This window comes from Streptomyces sp. NPDC045967, from assembly GCF_056430495.1.
Genome location: NZ_JBWKLE010000020.1, coordinates 105244 through 124228, shown reverse-complemented (window position 1 = coordinate 124228; position 18985 = coordinate 105244). Strand labels below are relative to the sequence as shown.

Here is an 18985-nt window from a genome sequence, read left to right as displayed (position 1 = left end):
CCCCCCCCCTCCCCCCCCCCCCCCCCCCCCCCCCCCCCCCCCCCCCCCCCCCCCCCCCCCCCCCCCCCCCCCCCCCCCCCCCCCCCCCCCCCCCCGGGGCGACGCGGTGCACCTGCCCCCGCGGTGGCGGTCAAAACGCTCCCGCGCATATACCCCGCCCGCGCGGGATGATCAAGGCGGTACGGGGTAGCCGCCCGGCATGATCACAGTTGGGGTCGAGGAAGAGTACTTGCTGGTCGACCCGGTCACCCTGCTCCCCGCGCCGCTCGTGGAGGACGTACGGGCCACGGCCGGACTCGCGCCGATCGCCGACGCACGGGAGGTGCAGGACGAGCTGCTCCAGGCGCAGATCGAGGTCGCCACCCCCGTCTGCGAGGCACTGGACGAGGTGGGCGGTCACCTCCTGCGGCTGCGCCACGCGGTCGCCTCGGCGGCTCAGGCCAACGGCTGCCGGATCGCGGCCTCGGGCGCCGCACCCTTGAGGGACACCGTCCCGGTACCGGTCACGGGCAGGCCGCGCTATCTGAGGATGCGCGGGGAGGCCCGGCTGCTGGTCGACGAGCAGCTGATCTGCGGGATGCACGTCCATGTCGGCGTGCCCGACCGCGAGACCGGCGTGGCGGTCCTGAACCGCCTGGGCGTGTGGCTGCCGACGCTCCTGGCGATGTCCGCGAACTCGCCCCTGTGGGACGGTCGCGCCACCGGGTTCGCCAGCTGGCGCACGATCATCTTCGGCCGCTGGCCGGTGAGCGGGCCGGTACCGCGCTTCGCTGACCTCGCGGACTACGAGGCGCGTGTCGACGCGCTGGTGGAATCGGGCGTCATCGCGGACCGGGGCCAGCTGTACTGGCAGGCGAGGCTCTCCGAGAGCTATCCCACCGTGGAAGTGCGCTGCTGCGACGTGCAGCTGGACGCCGACGAGGCCGTCATGCTCGCCGGTATCGTCCGGGCCCTGGTCGCCACCGCGATGGCCGAGGAGAAGGCGGGAGCGCCGCTCGTGGAGTGGCAGCCCGAACTCCAGCAGGCCGCCACCTGGCACGCCGCCCGCCACGGGCTGAGCAGCACCCTGCTGGCCCCGGACGGCCGACCCCACAGCAGCGGGGACGTGCTGTACATGCTCCTGCGGCACATCGCCCCCGCCCTGGAGGAGTCCGGCGACCAGCGCGAGGTGAACTCGCTCGTGCACCGCCTGCTGCGCCGCGGCACACCGGCCGACCGGCAGCGCCGGGCCCTCGCCGAGGGCGGCCTTCCGGCCGTCACCGACCTGCTCACCGCCGAGGACCGCGCCGAGGACCGCGCCGAAGACCGCGCCGAAGACCGCGCCGTGGTCCCCGACCTGCCACCTCTCGCGGCCGACCACGAAGGGTTCCGCTCATGATCACTCCACTCGACTTCACCGCCAGGTCCGCGGTCGTCACCGGCTCGGACTCGGGGATCGGACGGGCCGTCGCCGTGCGGCTCGCACAGGCGGGCGCCGACATCGGCATCACCTGGCACCACGACGAGCGGGGAGCGCAGGAGACCGCCGAGGAGGTACGGGCCTGCGGACGCCGCGCGGTGGTGGCCGGGCTCGACCTCACCCGCCTGCCGGCCGCCGCGGACGTCGTCGACGAGCTGGCCGACGAGCTCGGGGGCATCGACGTGCTCGTCAACAACGCGGGCATCGGCACCGCCACCCCCTTCGTCGACCTGGAGCTCGACACCGTGCGCGAGGTCCTCGACGTCGACCTCGTCGGTCCGCTGCTCTGCAGCCAGCGCGCCGCACGCCGGATGATCCGCCAGGGCCGCGGCGGCCGCATCGTCAACATCACGTCGGTGCACGAACACCAGCCCCGGGTGGGCTCCGGCCCCTACTGCGCGGCCAAGGCGGGCCTCGGCCTGCTGACCCAGGTGATGGCCCTGGAGCTGGGGGAGCACGGCATCACGGTGAACGCCGTCGCCCCCGGCGAGATCGCCACGCCCATGACCGGCCAGGAGGACGGGGACGTCCGCGGCGAGGAGCGGCCGGGAATCCCGGCGGGCCGCCCCGGTGACGCGCGCGAGGTGGCGGCCGTCGTCGCCTTCCTGGCGGGCCCGGACGCCTCGTACGTGACCGGCGCGTCCTGGGCGGTCGACGGGGGCATGCTGCGCATGGGACCCATGGCCGGCTCGCACCTGCGGCAGCACGACTGGCGCCGCCCCTGAGGGGAGCGTCCCGCGCACTGCCGGCGGCCCCGGCCTCGCACCCCACGAGGCCGGGGCCCATCCATGTCCGCCGTGCGCCGTCTGCTGTCCGCCGTCCCACATCCGCGGTCCGGCGTCCTGGGTGGCCCCACCCGGCGCCCGCGCGTCCGCTCAGGCCGAGTGTCCCGGTGAGAGGTCCTGGACATCGCTGAAGAGCAGCAGGTCCGGACGCGTGGGGCCCGGCGGGCCCTGTTCGACGGGCGAGAGCAGGAACCCGACGTGGTCTCCGCCGTCGACGCGTTCTTCTATCCGGCCGACGAACCAGCCGCACACGTCCTCGAGGACCGGCGGAGCCCACGCGGCCGGCCGTCCCCAGGCGACGTGCTCGAACTTGTCGATGTCGTCGCCGGTCCGGCTCCCGAAGAGCTCGGCCGTCCGCTTCTGGTCGCCTCGCAGCGCGTGGACCGCCAGATGGGAGGCGTGGCGAGCGGTCCGATAGGTGTGGTTGGCCTTGGAGAGCCACACCATGAAGCGGGGCGGGTCGATCGAGCACTGCGAGGTGAAGCCGACCAGGCAGCCCGCCCGCCGGCCCCCGGCCTCCGTCGTCACCACGTACATCGGATAGTCGAGTATCCGCGTGAACCCGTCCAGCCTTCCCACGATCAGGTCCCCTGCCTTCCGCAGCTCGTCGATCGTCCGGCCGCCATGCGCGCTGCCGGGACGTACATCAGGAACGGCCCCTGCCGAAGTGCGGCCCGGGGAAAGCCGGGTCGCATCCTTCGGAGGGCCGGAGTCGTTGAATTCCAGGTCCTGGCCCCGTATGGAAGCGAGACCCGTGTGAGCAGCCCGACCCACCTTTCACAAGAGGGCGTCGACGCCCTGCGGCACCTGCGGGACAGGCGTGAGGTGAACACCGTCATCCTGCGCTACCCCGACGCGCCGCCGGGAGACCTGGTGGTGGAGTTGGAGGGCAACCTGACCCACGAGGAGCTGGTCCGGGCCCTGTCGGCGGACGCGGCGCGCCTGGTCCTCCACGAGCTGTCCTTCGCGACGCGGGAGGGCACACGGCGGCACGAGACGCTGCTGATCCTGTGGATGCCCTCGGGCGCCGACGCACAGGAGGAGTCCTACACGGCCGGCTACACGGACCTGAAGCAGCTCCTCGGGGGTGTCCGGGTGCATCTGACGGCCCGACGGGCGGAGCAGCTGGACTACCGGCGGCTGGTCGCCCTGGCCGGCTGAGGACCCGGTCGCAGGTAAGCGGCCGCCGGTTGCACCGGCGGCCGCCCTGCCGTGCCGCGCGTGGCGGCCGACCCGTCGGGGGCGGGTCAGACCTGCCCGCGCCACTCGCCGGTGGCCGAACCGCGGTCCTCAATGAAGTGCTTGAAGCGCTTCAGATCGCCCTTGACCTGACGGTCGATGAAGCCGAGCTTGTCGCCGATGTTCTCCGCCATGCCGTCCGGGTCGAAGTCCATCATGAGTGTGACCTGGGTGTGCGAGGGGTCGATCGGCTCGAAGGTGACCAGGCCGGACTGCTCGCTCTGGCCGCCGATGGTCACCCAGGCGACCTTGTGGTCGGGGATCTGCTCCGTGATCTCCGCGTCGAACTCCCGCTCGACGCCGCCGATCTTCGTCACCCAGTGCGTGAGGGTGTCCGTGCGTTGCTCGATCCGCTCGACGCCGTCCATGAACTGCGGGAACGATTCGAACTGGGTCCACTGGTCGTAGGCGGCCCGGATGGGGACGTCGACCTCGATGGATTCCCTGACGTGCGACATGCTGACCTCCTGGTGGTGCGTGGAGCCGGGCCGGCCGGTGCGTGCGGCCCGGGCGGAGCACGTCATGGGTGCCCGCCGCGGACTCGCCTGCCCCGCCCGCCGGCGGGCATGCCCCGAAGGAGCCGTCCTGCTGCACCGTCCGGCTGACAGGGCTCGCGCCCGCCGGGCCCGGCGCGGGTCACGGGGTCGCGCCGGGTGGCGGGCCGCCGGTCAGGTGTGGATGCGGCCGTTGAGTCCGTCGTGGCTGTCGGCCTGCTCGTCGTCGAACCAGCGGTCGCCGGCCGCGAGGTAGCGGAAGGAGTGGGCGCTGTGGGAGGGCAGTGCGACGGTCGCCGCACGGGTGCCGTCGCCGCGGGGCTCCAGCGGGTGGGCGGCGGGGTTCCAGTGGTTGAAGTCCCCGACGACGCTGACCGGCCCGTCCGGAGCGTCCTGGGGAAGGATGAAGGTGACGTGGGTGCGGCCCTTGAGCTGCTTGCGTTCGAGCATGGATGTCTCCAGCCGGGAGGAACGGGATCGAGCCCGTGCATCCTCGCGCGCGGGGGAGTGCGGCGGCGCCCCACGCGGCCGTGCGCCGGGCAGAGGTCACCCGGCCGGACTCCGCATCCGGCCCCGGCAGGGGTGGACCCGGCCCCGCCGACGGCGGGACCGGGTCCGGTCGGGGTCCGGTCCGGGCTCAGAGGGCGGCGGGGAACCGCTCCCAGGCCCGGTGCCCGCCCAGCGCCGAGGCGAGGGCGTCCACGGCCGCGGCCCCGCTGTCGGTGAAGACGACACCCGGGTCGACCGCCGTGATGCCGACGGTCTCCAGCAGCCGCTCCGCGCCGTTCCAGCCGCCGATGGCCTTGCCGTGCCGGTACGCCTCGGTGACCAGCAGCACGACGCGCGGGTCCGGCGCCTTGGGCGGCAGTGCCGTGCCCGCCTTGGCATCGCGGGCACCGTACGCGTCGGCGCCGGCCTGCGGTACTCCGGCCAGCAGCAGGCCGTCGAACTCGACGGAGCGCGCGGTGGCGAAGGTCCGCTGGATGGCGATCGGTTCGCCCTCGGCGTCGAGCTTCCCGCCCGTCGGCGCGATGACGAGGGGCACCATGCCGGCGTCCAGGACGGCCTGCCGGGCCGCCCGTACGCCGTCCAGGTCGGCCGCGGCGTCGGCGACGATGCCGATCACGCGCCCGTCCGCCGGCCAGGTCCCTCCCAGCTGCGACAGGGCCGGGCTCGGCTCGGCGGGGGCGAGGGGCACGGTGGGCTCCGGGGCCGGCAGCCCGAGGCCCGCCGCCACCTGCTCGCACAGCTGCGGGTCGATGTTCGCCAGCACCTGCAGGTTGCGTTCCTTGACGGCCTGCTCGTAGCACTTGTTCAGTTCGAAGGTGTAGGCGGCGATGATGTGTTCGCGCTCCGGCGGGGTCATGCTCAGCCAGAACAGCCGCGGCTGGCTGAAGTGGTCCGCGAACGAAGCGGGTGCCTCGCGCACCTTGCTCGCCGCCGGAACCGTCACGGGCGTCTCGACGAAGGCGGACGTGTCGGCTCCGGCCAGGAAGGGGCAGCCGCCGTCGAGGCTGTTGGGCCGGTAGGGGGCGACGCCCGTGTGGACGGCGGTCTGGTGCATGCCGTCGCGCAGCATGTCGTTGACGGGCGCGTGCGGCCGGTTGATCGGGATCTGGCCGAAGTTCGGGCCACCCAGCCGGCTGATCTGCGTGTCGAGGTAGGAGAAGAGCCGGCCGGCGAGCAGCGGGTCGTCGGTGACGTCGATGCCCGGGACCAGGTGGCCGGGGTGGAAGGCGACCTGCTCGGTCTCGGCGAAGTAGTTCTTGGTATTGGCGTTCAGCGTCATCAGACCGATGGGCTGAACGGGCGACAGCTCCTCGGGCACGATCTTGGTCGGGTCGAGGAGGTCGATCCCCTCGAAGGTCTGCTCCGGGGTGTCGGGGAAGACCTGGATGCCCAGCTCCCACTGCGGGTAGGCGCCGGCCTCGATGGCGTCGAAGAGGTCCCGCCGGTGGAAGTCGGGATCCATCCCGTTGATCATCTGCGCTTCCTCCCAGACCAGGGAGTGCACGCCCAGCTTCGGCTTCCAGTGGAACTTCACCAGCACGCTCTCACCGGCCGCGTTGACCATCCGGAAGGTGTGGACCCCGAAGCCCTCCATCATCCGGTACGACCTCGGGATCCCGCGGTCGGACATGTTCCACAGCGTGTGGTGGGTGGCCTCGGTGTGCAGCGACACGAAGTCCCAGAACGTGTCGTGCGCGCTCTGCGCCTGCGGGATCTCCCGGTCCGGGTGCGGCTTGCCCGCGTGGATGATGTCGGGGAACTTCACCGCGTCCTGGATGAAGAACACCGGGATGTTGTTGCCCACGAGGTCGAACGTGCCCTCGTCGGTGTAGAACTTCGTCGCGAAACCCCGCGTGTCGCGCACGGTGTCGGCCGAGCCGCGCGAGCCGAGGACGGTGGAGAACCGTACGAACACCGGGGTCTCCACGTCCTTGGCGAGGAACGCCGCCTTCGACACCTCGCCGGCCGTGCCGTAGCCCTGGAAGACGCCGTGCGCGGCGGCGCCCCGCGCGTGCACGACCCGCTCCGGGATCCGCTCGTGGTCGAAGTGCGTGATCTTCTCGCGCAGATGGTGGTCCTGGAGCAGCACCGGACCGCGTGCCCCGGCCTTCAGCGAGTGGTCCGTGTCGTGCAGACGCGCCCCCTGGGCCGTCGTCAGGTAGGCGCCGCTCTGCGCCACGCGGGCCTGGTCCGCCCCCGTCGCCTGTCCGGTGGGGCTCACCGTGTCCGGGCCGTTCTGGTCGGGCTTCGGGGGCAGCGGTTCCATGGGCTCCGTCGGCTCGGCCACGGAGGGGGACTGCGGGCCCGGCTTGCCCGGGATCTCGTGGTCGGTGATGTCGTTCGAGGACTTCCGCTTCGTCATGCGCACTAACTCCTTCGATTTGTCCAAGTAGAGGTTTCGCCGCAGGTCACGGCAGGGGCGTTCCGCCCGTGGCGTTGACGATCTCGCCCGTGATGAAGCTCGCCTGGGCCGAGGCCAGGAAGACGTAGGCGGGGGCCATCTCGGCCGGCTGGGCCGGACGGCCCAGGGGGGACTGCCGGCCGAACTCGCTCGCGTCGGGCATCGTCGCGGGAATCAGCGGTGTCCAGACCGGTCCGGGTGCGACCCCGTTGACGCGGATGCCCCGCTCGGCGAGCATCTGCGCCAGTCCGTGGGTGAACGAGATGATCGCCGACTTCGTCATCGCGTAGTCGAGCAGGTGCGGGCTGGGCTGGTAGCCCTGCACGGAGGTGGTGTTGATGACCGACCCGCCGCGGGGCATGTGGGCAAGGGCCTTGCGGGTCAGCCAGAACATCCCGTACAGGTTGGTCTTCATCACCCGGTCGAACTGCTCCGTGGTGATCGCCTCGATCCCGTCGGGCTGCGCCATCTGGTAGGCGGCGTTGTTGACGAGGATGTCGACGCGCCCCAGTTCGCCCACGGCCCGGTCGATGAGGGCCGCGCACTGGGTTTCGTCGCGGATGTCGCACTCGACGGGTACGGCCTTGCGCCCCGCGTCGCGGACCAGGCGCGCGGTTTCGGCGGCCTCGTCCGCCTCCTCGGGCAGATGGGTGAAGACGACGTCCGCGCCCTCCCGGGCGAAGGCCAGGCACACGGCCCTGCCGATGCCGGAATCGCCGCCCGTGACGACGGCTGCCCGGTCGAGGAGGAGGTCGTGGCCCTGGTAGGAAGCCTCCCCGTGGTCCGGCCGCGGGTCCATCCCCTCGGTGGAACCGGGGTGGTCCTGCTGCTGGTCGGGGAACGGCGGGCGCGGATAGCCGGTGACGGGGTCGAGATCGCGCGGTGCGTCCTTCGGTGACATGCACTTCTCCGGTGTCGGTTGCGCTGTACGGGGTCGGCCGCCGGTCAGGCCGCCGGGTAGGGCGCGGCCTTCAGGCGGCGGGCGAGGTGGGCGGTGTTCGCGGCGAGCGTCGCCGTGGTGGCCGCCGTCTTCTCGGGGGTCTTCTCCAGGTCCTGGTAATCGGTGCCCTGCATGGCCTCGCCGACCCAGTAGGTGACGGCGTTCGGCGAGAGGGAGAACCCGACGTCGTTCAGGCCCTGGAAGAGGTCGGCGCTCACCTTGTGCGCGCCGTCCTCGTTGCCGACGACGCAGACCGCGGCCGCCTTGCCGTAGGTGAGCATGCGGCCCTCGTCGTCGGTCTGGGAGATCTCCGCGTCCAGACGCTCCAGCACGCGCTGGGCGATGCTGGACGCGTGGCCGAGCCAGATGGGCGTGGACAGGATCAGGATGTCGCAGCCCAGGATCGTCTCCCGGATCTCCGGCCAGGCGTCACCCTCGCCCATGTCCGTCTGCACGCCGGGCCGCACATCGTGGTCGGCGATCCGGATGGTCGTCCCGGTCACGCCGTGCTCGGCCAGGGCCGCCATGGTCTGCTCGGCCAGCAACTGGGAGCTCGACGGAGCGGGGGAGGGGGACAAGGAGCAGACGAGCGCGACGGCGCGGAGCGGAGGGTGGTGGGATTCCATGGTGTCCGGCTACCCGGACACCCGTTTTTGATGTCGTATGCGCCGCGATTGATCCCCTTTGGCTCAGTCCAGGACACCGGCGGACCCGTACCGGCCGTGCGCGGGCACGCATGAAATCCCGGTTCCGAAGCATGCGCGGCGTATGGAATGCGTGGTGTACGAGGAACGGTCGGGCCGGTCGGAGACGGTCGAGTGCGGCATCGACGACGAAGCGTGCCGGCTGGTCCTGAAACGGTTGCGGGAGCTCGGCGACGGAGAGTTCGGCTGGGTGCACCTGGTCGACCCGGCCGAGGAGGAGCTCGTGCAACTGGCCGCGGAGCTGGGCCTGCACCCCCTCGCGGTCGAGGACGCGGTACAGGCCCGCCAGCGGCCCAAGCGGGAGCGCTTCGGCGACGTGCTGGCCGTCGCACTGAAGACCCTCTGGTACGTCGAGGAGGAGGCGGCCGTGGAGACCGGCGAGTTGATGCTCTTCGTCGGCCCGCGCTATGTCCTCACCGTCCGGCACGGCGAGGTGGATCCGGTGGCCGAGGCGGCTCGCCGGCTCCAGACGGACCCCTCGATGCTGCGCTTCGGCCCCCTCTCGGTGCTGCACGCCGTCCTGGACGTCGCCGTCGACGCCTACAGCGCGGCCGCCGAGCGGGTGCGTACCGCGCTCAACCAGTTGGAGGACCGCGTCTTCTCGACCTCCCGCTTGGACCACACCGAGGACATCTACTCCCTGAAACGGGAGGTCCGCGAGTTCCGCGACGCCGTGCAACCCCTGGTCCCGGTCCTGTCCGGCCTGGTCGCCGGGCTCGGCGAGGAGGAGCGCCCGACGAAGGTCCTGCCCTACTTCCGCGACGTCGCCGACCACCTGCACCGCACCGACACCGAGGTGCGGACGCTCGACGAACTGCTCAACTCGGTCCTCGACGCCCAGCAGGCCCGCGTCGGCACCTGGCAGAACGACGACATGCGGCGCATCTCCGCCTGGGCCGCGATCTTCGCGATCCCCACCATGGTGGCCGGTGTCTACGGGATGAACTTCGAGCACATGCCGGAACTCGGCTGGAGCTACGGCTACCCCCTCGCCGTCGGCCTCATGGCGGTGGCCTCGGGTCTCCTCCACCGAGCCTTCCGCCGCAATGGCTGGCTTTAGCACGAGCCCTCCGCAACCGACTGGAACACGGTCGGCGAAGAGGCCCGTAACCCGGCCGATCCAGGGTAGGCGCCAGCCATGATTCCTACCGAGATCCTCGCGGCCGAGGGCCGCGGCGCCTTCTTCCTCATCTTCGCCGGCGTACTGGTGGTGGTCCTGCTGCTCGGTGCCTTCTGGTACGGCAGCCGACGCAGCGCACGCCGCAAGGCCCCCGCCCAGCCGGCCGACCAGAATCCCGTGGCACAGCGCCGCGAGGACTCCTGGCAGACGCCGGACGACACCCCGGGCGGCCACGGACCCCGCGTATGAGCGCACGAATCCGCCCTTCGCTCGAGAATGGGTATTCGGCTCTTCCTCTGAAGATCGACGGGAATTCGGATGGGCCGCCGCTTCGAGGGAACTCGCAGGTTGTCGATCACACCACCGCGGTCCGCTCCACGGACCGCACTCGAACCCGGAGGTACGCGGTGCCCTCTACGGCTCTGACCCTTCCCCCGCTGCCATCCGGTCTGATGGCCCTGCCGGGCGTCTACGCACCGCAGTCGGACACCCTCCTCCTCGCGGAGGCGCTCTCCCAGGAAGACCTGGGGCCGCAGACCGAGGCGCTCGAGATCGGCACCGGCACCGGAGCGCTGGCCCTGCACGCCGCGGGCAGGGGAGCCCAGGTCACAGCGGTGGACGTGTCCTGGCGGGCCGTCGCCACGGCCCGGCTGAACTCGCTGCGCTGGCGGCTGCCCCTGCGCGTCCGGCACGGCGACTTCGAGGCACGCACCGCGGGCCGCCGCTTCGATCTGGTCGTCACGAACCCGCCCTACGTCCCCGCCCCGGGCGCGCGCCTCCCCTCGCACGGGCCGGAGCGGGCCTGGGACGCCGGCCCCGACGGGCGCGGAGTGATCGACAGGATCTGCGCGCGCGCACCGGCCCTGCTGCGTCCCGGGGGCGTCCTGCTCATGGTGCATTCGGCGATGTGCGGGCCCGACGAGACCCTCGGCCGCCTGGCCGCCGCCGGACTGACCGCGGAGGTCACGACGCGTGCCTCGGTGCCGTGGGGTCCGGTCCTGCGTTCGCGCAGGGCCTGGCTGGAGCAGCAGGGACTGGCGGCGGAAGCCGAGGAGTGGGAAGAGCTGGTGATCATCCGTGCCCAAGCCGACTGACCACGGCCCGGCCGCGGCCCCCGTGACGGCGCCCGCAGTAGCGCCCGCGGCAGCGACCGCCCGCCGGGTGGCAGTGGACCCGAAGGGCCCCGTCCTGGTCGAGGGGCCGGTCGAGATCGCCCTCGACGACGGGACCGTCGCCCGTTCGGACCGCTTCATGGTCGCGGTGTGCACCTGCCGCCGCAGCCGCACCTACCCCTGGTGCGACACCAGCCACCGCCCCCGTGAGCGCGCCGGCTCCCCGACCGAGGACAGGAACCCCCGATGACCCCTCCGACCCCCAGCCCGAGCACGGTGACCCCGGCCGCCGGTCCCTGCCTGGTCGAAGGGAGGGGCGAGCTGTCCCGCGCCGTGGCGGAGGCGCTGCGCTCCGGCGGCCCGCCGGTGTACGCCACGACCGCCGTACTGACGGCGGATCCGTGGGGGGAGGACCTCCAGCTCGCCTTGTACCTGCTGTACGAGCTCCACTACCGCGGCTTCGACGGCGTGGACGACGCACGGGAGTGGGACCCGGAGCTGCTGCGGCTGCGGCAGGCTCTGGAAACCCGTCTCCTGCACGCCCTGCGCACCGAGCTGCACGACGCCCCGACGACGGTGGACGACGCCTTCGGTCCCCTCCTGGTCGAGCCCGTGGACCTCTCCGGCAGCCTCAGCCACCACCTCGAGACGGAGGGGGAGCTGTGGCAGCTGCGCGAGTACGCGGCCCTGCGCTCCCTCTACCACCTCAAGGAGGCGGACCCGCACGCCTGGGTCATCCCCCGGCTCACCGGGCGGGCCAAGGCCGCCATGGTGGCCATCGAGTACGACGAGTTCGGCGCCGGCCGCGCCGACCGGGTCCACGCCCGGCTGTTCGCGGACCTCATGGGCGACCTGGCACTGGACTCCACGTACGGCCGCTACCTGGACCAGGCCCCGGCGCCCCTGCTCGCCACCGTGAACCTGATGTCCCTCCTGGGGCTCCACCGGGCCCTGCGCGGCGCTCTCGTCGGCCACTTCGCGTGCGTCGAGGTCACCTCGTCACCCGGCTCCCGCCGACTGGCCAAGGCCATGCGGCGCTGCGGAGCCGGGCCCGCCGCGGAGCACTTCTACGCCGAGCACGTCGAGGCCGACGCCGTCCACGAGCAGGTCGTACGGCACGAGGTGATCGGCGGACTGCTGGCCGACGAGCCCCACCTGGAGGCGGACATCGCCTTCGGCTGCGCCGCGACGGTGCTCCTGGAGGACCGCCTCGCGGCCCACATCCGCGACGCCTGGGACCAGGGCCGCAGTGCGCTGCGCATGCCGTTGCCCGGGGCGTGATCCAGGCGTCCCGTGATGCAGGCGATGCGAGGGGCGCGGCCCGGCGGCCGCGCCCCTCGGCGGTTGTCAGTGGGGCGCGGCCCGGTGGCCGAACCAATGGTGGCGGCGGCGCGGGGCGTCGGCGGCCGGAGTACGCGTGCCGTCGCGCGGCGTGTCGTCGCGTGCGTCGACCAGGTCGTCGCGGTCGTGGTCGGCAGCGGCGCCACGGTGCGCCGTGTCCCGCTCCCGCCGTGCCCGCGCCGAGCGACGGGCGGACCGGCGGGCCCCGGCCATGATCAGGGTCAGGCCCAGCAGGGCCACGGCCCCCACGATGATCCCGGTCAGGAACAGGGATCCGGTCGTGCCGGTGGCGTGGTAGCCGAATATCGAGAAATCGCCGCCGGCGCCGAGCTCGTGCCCCGCGCCGGTATTGCCGAATATCCCGGCCAGGCCGACACCGACGGCGACGATCAGGATGACGAGTCCGAGGATGAGAATCATGAAGTTCTCCTTGGAACCGCGCCCGGACAAGCGGCCGGGCACGGCTGGCGCCTACCCTGGTGGTGAACCGTCAAGCGAAAACGGAGGACATCACATGCTCGTCCTCGGCATCATTCTTCTCATCGTCGGATTCCTCACGGGCATTTCGATCCTGTGGACCATCGGGATCGTCCTGCTCGTCATCGGGGCGATTCTCTGGATCCTGGGAGCGGTCGGCCACCAGGTCGGCGGCCGCCGGCACTACTGGTAACCGCGCCGGGACATGCGGCACGGCCCGGCCACGTTCATGGACCCCGGTTCACACGGGGTGTCTACATGGGGTCCATCGTGGCGCTTCCCCTGCCGTGCTCCCGCTCGATCTTCTCCCGCAGGTGCAGGGCTTTGTCCGTCAACCGCCGCTGCTCCGCCGGGTCGGTGGCGTGCTGCGCCGCCTGCTCCAGTTCCTGGGCCTTGTCGCGCATCTGCTGGGCCTGCTCGCTCGGCTGGCTGTCACCGGTCATGATCGCTCCTCGAGTCGGGGATTGGACGCCCCCAGGCAAGCAGGTGGAGTGCTGGTGCGCCACCCCACCCCGATGGCCCCACAGGGCGCGCCCGCCCGGGCGGCGGGTGGGACGATGGCCCCAGGAAGGACGCTTCCCCCACTATAGAAACGCATGCACAGCACATGCAGGACCCGCAGGACGCGCAGGACCCGCCGGGCCGGCGCACCGGCGGCTGTCCGCTCAGCCGGCCCGCCGTTCTCTCGCGGCGCGATCCTGGGCGGCCCGGGGACCGTCCGCATCGAGCGGGAGGGCGCCGCCACCGCGTATGGCGTGGATGACCGCGTCGTGCAGGGCCCGGCTGGCGGCCTCGCTCGGACAGGGGACGGGGCTTCCCGCCAGCGGCAGCCATTCCGACCCGCCGCTGTACTGCACGGTGACGTGCGCCATGCCCTCGACCTCGGTCCAGGTGGTGTGCACGTCGAGTTCACCCATGAGGACGGGGCCCTCCTCGCCGGTCCGCACCCCGTTGCGCCCGGCGAAGACCCCCGGGGTGGTCCATGATGCCCAGCTCATCCGGCCTCCTGGTCAGTAGTCGTCCTGCCAGTGTGACGTCGGAGCGCCCGGCGCGCCCCCGCAGGCCGAGGTCCCCGGCCGCACGGGGCCGACGAGGGGTATTCACAGAGGTATTCCAGGCCGCATACTCGGGGCATGGCAGATACCACCGTGAAGATCGACTCAGAGACGCGGGACCGCTTCGCCACCCTCGCCGCCGCGCGCGGCAAGAGCGTGCGGGCCTACCTCGCGGAGCTGGCCATCGAGGAGGAGAACCAGCTCGCCCTCGGCAGGGCCACCGCCGCGTTCCGCGAGGCCGTCGGCCGGCCTGGCCTCGCCGATGCCTTCGACGCCGAATTCGGCGGGCTCCCCTCGTCCGGCAAGACGCACCGGGGGGCCTGATCTTGGACCTGCACATCGACCTCCGATGGCTCCTCGACCGCCATGAGGAGTTGCTGAGCAGGGAGCTGGGGGTCCTGGACTACTCGGGCCTGGTGGCCGCGGTCGCCCGGCACCGTGTGAACACCCCGGCCCTCGAAACGGACGAGCCGGACGCCTACTGGCGGGCGGCCGCACTGCTGGAGCAGCTCGTGCTCACCCGGCCGCTCCCGGCGCGGAACGAGTACTTCGGCTTCGGGGTCGCCTTCGCCTACATCAGGGCCTCCGGCGAGGACGTGGACACGGCCTTCGAGCCGTGGCGGAGCCTCATCACGGACATCCGGTCGCTCCGCCTGACCGTGTACGACGTGGCCGACCGCCTGCGCGCGATGGCGCCCCCGGCCTGACGGGGTCCCGCCGTTCGGTGACCGGCCCGGGCGCCCCGGCCCGTGCCGGGCCGCGGCCGGGGTGGAGGGGTGGGGGCTGGCGCGCACGGGGGTGGGGCGCCAGCCCCCGGGAAGGGCCGCCGGACGGGGGCGCGTCTCGGCAGCCGTGGTGTGCGGGGCCCGCGATCGGCGCGCAAGCCGACGTACCGCGGGCAGTGGTTGAACTCTAAAGGATGCGCGGAGCCGTCCGTGCCCCGGGGGGTGGGTCCGGGCCGCGCAGGGGATCCGTGCGTCGCCGCCCAAGACGTGACAGGGCCCGGCCGGAGCTCTCGCATTCCGGCCGGGCCCTGAGGATGGCAGGTGCGGGTGTGGTCCCCGGCCTGTCAGAAGTCGTCGTCGCGCAGATCGCGCTCGTCGCGCAGCGGGTCTTCGTCGCGGCGGTTGATCTCTTCGGGGCTCTTGCCGCTGCGGGACGGCATGGCGGGGTCGGGGTGGACCGGGTCCTGGCCGGGCTGCTGGGGGCGTCGCTGCTCCTCGCGACCCTTGCCCGGCTGCTGGCGCTTGTCCTGCATACCGCCCATGACGGCGACTCCTCATCGAGTGGGGGGAACTCTCCCGATCACGCTGGCACGGACCGTCACCACTCGCATCCGCAGCGCGGCGCCCCCACGCGCACGAGCGGTGGTCCCGAACCCTTCTGCCAGGGGCTCGGGACCACCGCACGCACGCGTCCTGCGGTCAGATCACCGCTTGAACATGTCCTTCATCTTCTCCTTGGCCTGACGGGCATCGCCCTTGGCCCCTTCGGCCCGGCCTTCGCCTGTCATCCGCTCGTTGCCCGCGACGCGGCCGGCCGCCTCCTTGAGCTTGCCCTTCGCCTGCTCGGCCTTGGCCTTGCCCTTTTCGTCATGCGACACAGCTGATCACTCCCTGGGGGTGCGGGGACTGGCTTGCACTGCGCATGTGACCCGGATCGCGGCCGCCAAACGCGCGGGCCCGTCCGGCCCGCGTTCGGTCGGGCGGCGCACGTCGGCCGACTCCGGGAATTGCGCGGCTGCACCGTTTGGGCCCGCGAAAACCGGTCATACGCGGGTCACGGGAGACCGCGGCGGTGAGCGGCGCGGGCCTTCCCGAGCGCGCCCGAGCCGCGTGGTGGCATCCCCCCGCCATCACGCGGCTCGGGCTTTTCGCGCGCGGGTGCGCGCGGAACAGCCGAACGCCGCGGGCGCCCTGGAGCGCATGCCCCGTCCTCGGAACCGAGCGACTCATCCGTCCTGGTCGCCGGAGGGCGGCGGCAACTCCTCGACCAGGTGGACGGCGGCCTCCTCGGCCGATGCCGCGCCGCCGTCGATGCCGACGTCACGCGCCACTACGGAGATGTGGCGGTGCGGAGCCCACTCGTCGACCGCCATCAGCCGGCCCGCCCGGTCCGCTCCGGCCAGCAGCGGATCACCGGCCTCGTCGGACGCCTCGTCCAGCGCGGACACCTCCGGACGCTCCCGCGCCAGCCGCTGGTCCAGGCTCTCCCCGTCATGCCCCTCGGCTGCCGTCGTGCCCCGCTCGTCGACCGCCAGGGGGCGGTCGAGCGGAATGAAGGCGGTGTCCAGGGTGTCGTCCAGGTCCGGCTCGTCCAGGGCGTTCTCCAGGTCGGGTTGTGCCTCGGCGGGCTCGTCGGTCTCCTGCGGTTGGTAGACCTCGTCCCCGTAGGCGTCGGCGGTGCTCATCGGCTTCTCCGATCCCTGGGGTTCGGCGTTCCGCGCGGGCGGCGGAGCGCACCGGTCCTGTGGATCCGCGGGCGCGGTACACGGGGCACCTGCCCGGAGCGGGACCGCTCAACCGCCCGCCCCCACGGGGGAGCCGGCCGGACCGTGCCCCGGCGCATACTGGACGCATGGCAAGGGCGACGACGGCCGCCGGGCGGATCCGGCGGCAAGCCGGCGACGCGGTCTTCCAGCGTGTCGCCGGGCCCGATGGCGCCCGCAACCGGGAGCGGATCCACTTGACGCCCGGGCCGCGCTGGTTCGCCCCCGACCGGCCGGTCAGGCGGGTGCACGGAGACGCGTCGATGTTCGTGGGCGGGCTCGCCGCCCTGCTGCTCCAGTCCCTGCACCCCGTCGCGATGGCAGCGGTGGCGGCGCACTCCGGATACCGGGGCGACCCGTGGGGACGCCTGCACCGGACCAGTACCTTCCTGGCGGTCACCACTTTCGGCACGAGCGCCGACGCCGAGGCGGCCGTGGCACGCGTCCGAGAGGTGCACGGCCGCATCCGAGGCCGGACGGCCGAGGGCGTAGCGTACCGGGCCGACGACCCGGAGCTGCTGACCTGGGTCCACACGGCCGAGGCGGAGTGCTTCCTCCGGGCCCACCAGCGCTACGGCAGGCACCCGCTGGACGCGGCAGGCTGCGACGCCTACCTCGCCGACACGGCGCGGGTGGCGCGGGCCCTGGGCGCGGACCGGCCGCCGCGGAGCGTCCGGGAACTCGCGGAGCGGATCGCGGACTACCGGCCCGCGCTGCGGCCGACGGCCGCGTCCCGGGACACCGCCCGCTTCCTGCTGACCGATCCGCCGCTGCCTGTGCCGGCAAGGCTGCCGTACGCGCTGCTCGCGGCGGCGGCCGTCGACCTCCTGCCGCCCTGGGCAAAGTCGGCCGTCACCACCGGCGCCGGTTCCGCGGCCGGTCACGTACCCGCCCCGGCGGCCCGCGCCGGCGGTCACGCGGTGACCCGCGCGATCCGCTGGGCCCTGCCCCCGGCCCCCAGGCCGTCCGCGGCGCCCGGCTGAGAGCGCACGACCCGGTCGGCGACGGAGACGAGGGGGGTACGCGCCCGCGGGGTTCGGTGCATCGGCTCGACGGCCGATCCCGGGAGGACCTGAAACGGGGGACGCGGCGGCCTCAGGCGGAGGGGCGGGCCGCGTCGGGCCGGGGGGATGCGGAGCCGGTCCGGGCGGCTGCCGCCGCGACCGCCTCCCACGGCGGAGGGGTCCGCGACTCCGTCCACGCGGCCAGTGCGTCGCCGTCGACGCAGACGATGCCGCAGGTGGCGGCGTACTCCAGGGCCGGAGCCGTGTACGCGCTGGTGGTGACGATGACGGCGATGTCGGCCTCGTGCACGGCGAAGCAGGTCCCGCCGAACCGCTGGAGGTCCTGCGAACCGACCCGGTTGCCCTCGCCGTAGTGCTTGCACTGGATGACCACGCGCAGGCCCTCCGCCGTCGTGGCGATCACATCGGCCCCCAAGTCCCCGGCGCCGCCGACCACTTCCACCTGGGGGCAGCTGTCCCGGGCGCACAGCGCGGCCACCGTGTGCTCAAAGCCGTCCGCGTCCACCGCCGCGTGGTCCAGGGCGTCGGCGCCCACGTCGGGCAGGTCGGCCGGCCCGCGCTGCGCCCCGGCGGCCGCCGGGGCGTCCGACGGCGGTGCGCCGAGCCCGACCGGTTCGCGCCAGCCCGCCCCGCCCGAGGCCGCCCCGTGCACGGGGGAGCGGCGTCGGCCCGGAGCGACGCTCCACCGGGCCAGCGCCACACCGGCGGCCAGGACGACGACGGTCACGATCGGCATGACCGGGAGCCCCTGCGTGCCGCCACCCGCCACGGATGCCGTCCTGACGAAGACGGCGGCCCCGCCCAGGCATATGGCCACCAGCCCCACCGCCAGCACGACATCGCGCCCCACCGACGACGCACCGGAGCCGCGCTCGCCCCGCCGCCCTCGCGATACCGTCATACGGGCCCCCTCCCTCACTCTTCACGACACGCGCCCCTCGGCGCGGCCCCCTCGGTCGCCTCGCCGCCCGCACCGCCGGTCACCGACCGGACGATGGCGGACCTGGGACGTCCCCTCTCATCTGATCGGGATCTTCGGATTCAAACGCTTCCGGGAGCCCGGGACTTTCCCGGTCGGCGACCGCGGCGCGTCCCGGTACACGCCCGCGCACCCGGTCCGGTGCATCATCGGGCCCGCCGCGGCAACAAGATCCCCATGACGCGAGAAAGCGGTGCCGCCACCCGCCGCAGGACCTGGCCGTTGCTGCTCCTGCCGGTCCAGGCAGCCCTGATGGTGGGTTTGGGCACCCTGCTCACCGGACTGGCGACGGACCGGCGGCGGTTGGCGTGGGAGGACCGGGCCAGTCGCCACCTCGCCGAGGAACGGGCCGCGCCGCTCACGGCGGTCACGCGGTGGCTCTCCGTCCTGGCCGACACCGAGACCGTCATCGGCGTGACGGTGGTCTGCGTCGTGGCGCTGCTCGTCCTGCCGCGCGTTCCGTGGCGCGCCGAGGCGCTCTTCCTCACCGCGTCGGTCGCCGTGCAGTCGGCCGTGTTCCTGCTGGTGACAGCGCTCGTACGACGGCCGCGTCCCGACGTCCCCCGGCTGGACGGAGCGCCGCCGACCTCGAGCTTCCCGTCCGGGCACGTCGGGGCCTCGGTCGCGCTGTACGCGGGCCTCGCCGTCATCGTGCTGCTGAGGACGCGCGGCCGCGGATGGTGGCGGTACGCCGTGGCGGCGGCCGCACTTCTCGTTCCGGCGGCCGTCGCGCTGTCCCGGTTGTACCGCGGCATGCACTACCCCACCGACGTGGTGGGCGGCCTGCTCAACGGCGCGGCGACGCTGCTGATCATCGGTGCCGTCGCGCTGTCCGGCCGCGCGCCGGGACCGCGGC

At 73.1% G+C, this 18985-nt stretch carries 25 protein-coding genes and 1 pseudogene; 13 read left to right on the top strand and 13 right to left on the bottom strand.

What is annotated here, in order from left to right; translation table 11 throughout:
- Positions 1 to 199: 199 nt before the first annotated feature.
- Both AC07FY_RS28445 and AC07FY_RS28440 read left to right on the top strand, forming a co-directional pair.
- A complete protein-coding gene (locus AC07FY_RS28445; protein WP_479011728.1) occupies positions 200 to 1378 on the top strand; it encodes a carboxylate-amine ligase in 1179 nt (392 codons plus the stop codon).
- Positions 1375 to 2184: an SDR family oxidoreductase gene (locus AC07FY_RS28440; protein ID WP_479011726.1), complete on the top strand. Its 810-nt coding sequence runs from the start codon at positions 1375 to 1377 to the stop codon at positions 2182 to 2184. Before AC07FY_RS28445 ends, AC07FY_RS28440 begins: the two co-directional genes overlap by 4 nt.
- 150 nt (positions 2185 to 2334) lie before the next feature.
- On the opposite strand, the gene AC07FY_RS28435 is transcribed toward AC07FY_RS28440, so the two are convergent.
- On the bottom strand, positions 2335 to 2823 hold the full coding sequence (locus AC07FY_RS28435; protein WP_479011723.1) for a flavin reductase family protein: 489 nt from the start codon (positions 2821 to 2823) through the stop codon (positions 2335 to 2337).
- A 177-nt stretch (positions 2824 to 3000) separates the two neighbouring features.
- Between AC07FY_RS28435 and AC07FY_RS28430 the strand changes: the two genes are divergently transcribed.
- The gene (locus AC07FY_RS28430; RefSeq protein ID WP_479011720.1) at positions 3001 to 3405 is read left to right on the top strand and encodes a cofilin family protein; all 405 of its coding nucleotides are present in this window, start codon (positions 3001 to 3003) and stop codon (positions 3403 to 3405) included.
- 86 nt (positions 3406 to 3491) lie between these two features.
- Here AC07FY_RS28430 and AC07FY_RS28425 read toward each other — a convergent pair whose 3' ends face one another.
- The 5 genes from AC07FY_RS28425 to AC07FY_RS28405 all read right to left on the bottom strand — a co-directional run bounded on the left by AC07FY_RS28425 (position 3492) and on the right by AC07FY_RS28405 (position 8454).
- Complete coding sequence (locus tag AC07FY_RS28425) at positions 3492 to 3941, bottom strand: SRPBCC family protein (protein ID WP_479011717.1); 450 nt, start codon at positions 3939 to 3941, stop codon at positions 3492 to 3494.
- Between the two features lie 210 nt (positions 3942 to 4151).
- Entirely contained in the window at positions 4152 to 4427 is a 276-nt protein-coding gene (locus tag AC07FY_RS28420) for an isoamylase early set domain-containing protein (RefSeq protein WP_479011714.1), read from the bottom strand.
- Between the two features lie 187 nt (positions 4428 to 4614).
- Positions 4615 to 6849, bottom strand: coding sequence for a catalase (locus AC07FY_RS28415; protein ID WP_479011711.1), 2235 nt, complete (start codon positions 6847 to 6849; stop codon positions 4615 to 4617).
- Between the two features lie 46 nt (positions 6850 to 6895).
- On the bottom strand, positions 6896 to 7789 hold the full coding sequence (locus AC07FY_RS28410; RefSeq protein WP_479011710.1) for an SDR family oxidoreductase: 894 nt from the start codon (positions 7787 to 7789) through the stop codon (positions 6896 to 6898).
- A gap of 44 nt (positions 7790 to 7833) precedes the next feature.
- Positions 7834 to 8454 (bottom strand): flavodoxin family protein, encoded by a 621-nt coding sequence (locus AC07FY_RS28405; protein WP_479011707.1) that lies wholly within the window; start codon positions 8452 to 8454, stop codon positions 7834 to 7836.
- 142 nt (positions 8455 to 8596) lie between these two features.
- Between AC07FY_RS28405 and AC07FY_RS28400 the strand changes: the two genes are divergently transcribed.
- From AC07FY_RS28400 to AC07FY_RS28380, 5 genes are all read left to right on the top strand, one after another.
- On the top strand, positions 8597 to 9592 hold the full coding sequence (locus AC07FY_RS28400) for a magnesium and cobalt transport protein CorA (protein WP_479011704.1): 996 nt from the start codon (positions 8597 to 8599) through the stop codon (positions 9590 to 9592).
- Positions 9593 to 9670: 78 nt separating this feature from the next.
- Entirely contained in the window at positions 9671 to 9901 is a 231-nt protein-coding gene (locus AC07FY_RS28395) for a DUF6479 family protein (RefSeq protein ID WP_479011702.1), read from the top strand.
- Between the two features lie 203 nt (positions 9902 to 10104).
- A complete protein-coding gene (locus tag AC07FY_RS28390) occupies positions 10105 to 10746 on the top strand; it encodes a HemK2/MTQ2 family protein methyltransferase (RefSeq protein WP_479011759.1) in 642 nt (213 codons plus the stop codon).
- The gene (locus tag AC07FY_RS28385) at positions 10730 to 11014 is read left to right on the top strand and encodes a CDGSH iron-sulfur domain-containing protein (protein WP_479011699.1); all 285 of its coding nucleotides are present in this window, start codon (positions 10730 to 10732) and stop codon (positions 11012 to 11014) included. The genes AC07FY_RS28390 and AC07FY_RS28385 overlap by 17 nt, the downstream gene beginning before the upstream one ends.
- Complete coding sequence (locus tag AC07FY_RS28380; RefSeq protein ID WP_479011696.1) at positions 11011 to 12045, top strand: iron-containing redox enzyme family protein; 1035 nt, start codon at positions 11011 to 11013, stop codon at positions 12043 to 12045. Before AC07FY_RS28385 ends, AC07FY_RS28380 begins: the two co-directional genes overlap by 4 nt.
- A gap of 66 nt (positions 12046 to 12111) precedes the next feature.
- Here AC07FY_RS28380 and AC07FY_RS28375 read toward each other — a convergent pair whose 3' ends face one another.
- Complete coding sequence (locus tag AC07FY_RS28375) at positions 12112 to 12525, bottom strand: hypothetical protein (protein ID WP_479011693.1); 414 nt, start codon at positions 12523 to 12525, stop codon at positions 12112 to 12114.
- A gap of 94 nt (positions 12526 to 12619) precedes the next feature.
- Here AC07FY_RS28375 and AC07FY_RS28370 point away from each other — a divergent pair, with 94 nt between their 5' ends.
- Positions 12620 to 12775, top strand: coding sequence for a DUF6131 family protein (locus AC07FY_RS28370; protein WP_479011757.1), 156 nt, complete (start codon positions 12620 to 12622; stop codon positions 12773 to 12775).
- 61 nt (positions 12776 to 12836) lie between these two features.
- Here the strand turns inward: AC07FY_RS28370 and AC07FY_RS28365 are convergent, their stop codons facing one another.
- Both AC07FY_RS28365 and AC07FY_RS28360 read right to left on the bottom strand, forming a co-directional pair.
- Positions 12837 to 13025 carry a DUF6381 family protein gene (locus AC07FY_RS28365; protein ID WP_479011690.1) on the bottom strand — a complete coding sequence of 63 codons (189 nt, stop codon included), beginning with the start codon at positions 13023 to 13025 and terminating at the stop codon, positions 12837 to 12839.
- 222 nt (positions 13026 to 13247) lie between these two features.
- A complete protein-coding gene (locus tag AC07FY_RS28360) occupies positions 13248 to 13580 on the bottom strand; it encodes a hypothetical protein (protein ID WP_479011688.1) in 333 nt (110 codons plus the stop codon).
- Between the two features lie 135 nt (positions 13581 to 13715).
- Here AC07FY_RS28360 and AC07FY_RS28355 point away from each other — a divergent pair, with 135 nt between their 5' ends.
- Both AC07FY_RS28355 and AC07FY_RS28350 read left to right on the top strand, forming a co-directional pair.
- On the top strand, positions 13716 to 13961 hold the full coding sequence (locus tag AC07FY_RS28355; RefSeq protein WP_479011685.1) for a ribbon-helix-helix domain-containing protein: 246 nt from the start codon (positions 13716 to 13718) through the stop codon (positions 13959 to 13961).
- Between the two features lie 2 nt (positions 13962 to 13963).
- Positions 13964 to 14344, top strand: a complete 381-nt coding sequence (locus AC07FY_RS28350) for a toxin Doc (protein WP_479011682.1) — start codon at positions 13964 to 13966, stop codon at positions 14342 to 14344.
- A 362-nt stretch (positions 14345 to 14706) separates the two neighbouring features.
- Here the strand turns inward: AC07FY_RS28350 and AC07FY_RS28345 are convergent, their stop codons facing one another.
- From AC07FY_RS28345 to AC07FY_RS28335, 3 genes are all read right to left on the bottom strand, one after another.
- Positions 14707 to 14904, bottom strand: a complete 198-nt coding sequence (locus AC07FY_RS28345) for a hypothetical protein (protein WP_479011679.1) — start codon at positions 14902 to 14904, stop codon at positions 14707 to 14709.
- Between the two features lie 162 nt (positions 14905 to 15066).
- Positions 15067 to 15240 (bottom strand): CsbD family protein, encoded by a 174-nt coding sequence (locus AC07FY_RS28340; protein ID WP_479011676.1) that lies wholly within the window; start codon positions 15238 to 15240, stop codon positions 15067 to 15069.
- Between the two features lie 348 nt (positions 15241 to 15588).
- The gene (locus tag AC07FY_RS28335; RefSeq protein WP_479011673.1) at positions 15589 to 16047 is read right to left on the bottom strand and encodes a DUF5709 domain-containing protein; all 459 of its coding nucleotides are present in this window, start codon (positions 16045 to 16047) and stop codon (positions 15589 to 15591) included.
- A gap of 167 nt (positions 16048 to 16214) precedes the next feature.
- Here AC07FY_RS28335 and AC07FY_RS28330 point away from each other — a divergent pair, with 167 nt between their 5' ends.
- On the top strand, positions 16215 to 17108 hold the full coding sequence (locus tag AC07FY_RS28330; RefSeq protein ID WP_479011670.1) for an oxygenase MpaB family protein: 894 nt from the start codon (positions 16215 to 16217) through the stop codon (positions 17106 to 17108).
- A gap of 112 nt (positions 17109 to 17220) precedes the next feature.
- On the opposite strand, the gene AC07FY_RS28325 is transcribed toward AC07FY_RS28330, so the two are convergent.
- Positions 17221 to 18051: a restriction endonuclease gene (locus AC07FY_RS28325; protein WP_479011667.1), complete on the bottom strand. Its 831-nt coding sequence runs from the start codon at positions 18049 to 18051 to the stop codon at positions 17221 to 17223.
- Between the two features lie 93 nt (positions 18052 to 18144).
- Here AC07FY_RS28325 and AC07FY_RS28320 point away from each other — a divergent pair.
- Positions 18145 to 18933, top strand: a pseudogene (locus tag AC07FY_RS28320) (phosphatase PAP2 family protein); the annotation flags it as partial.
- Positions 18934 to 18985 lie beyond the last annotated feature (52 nt).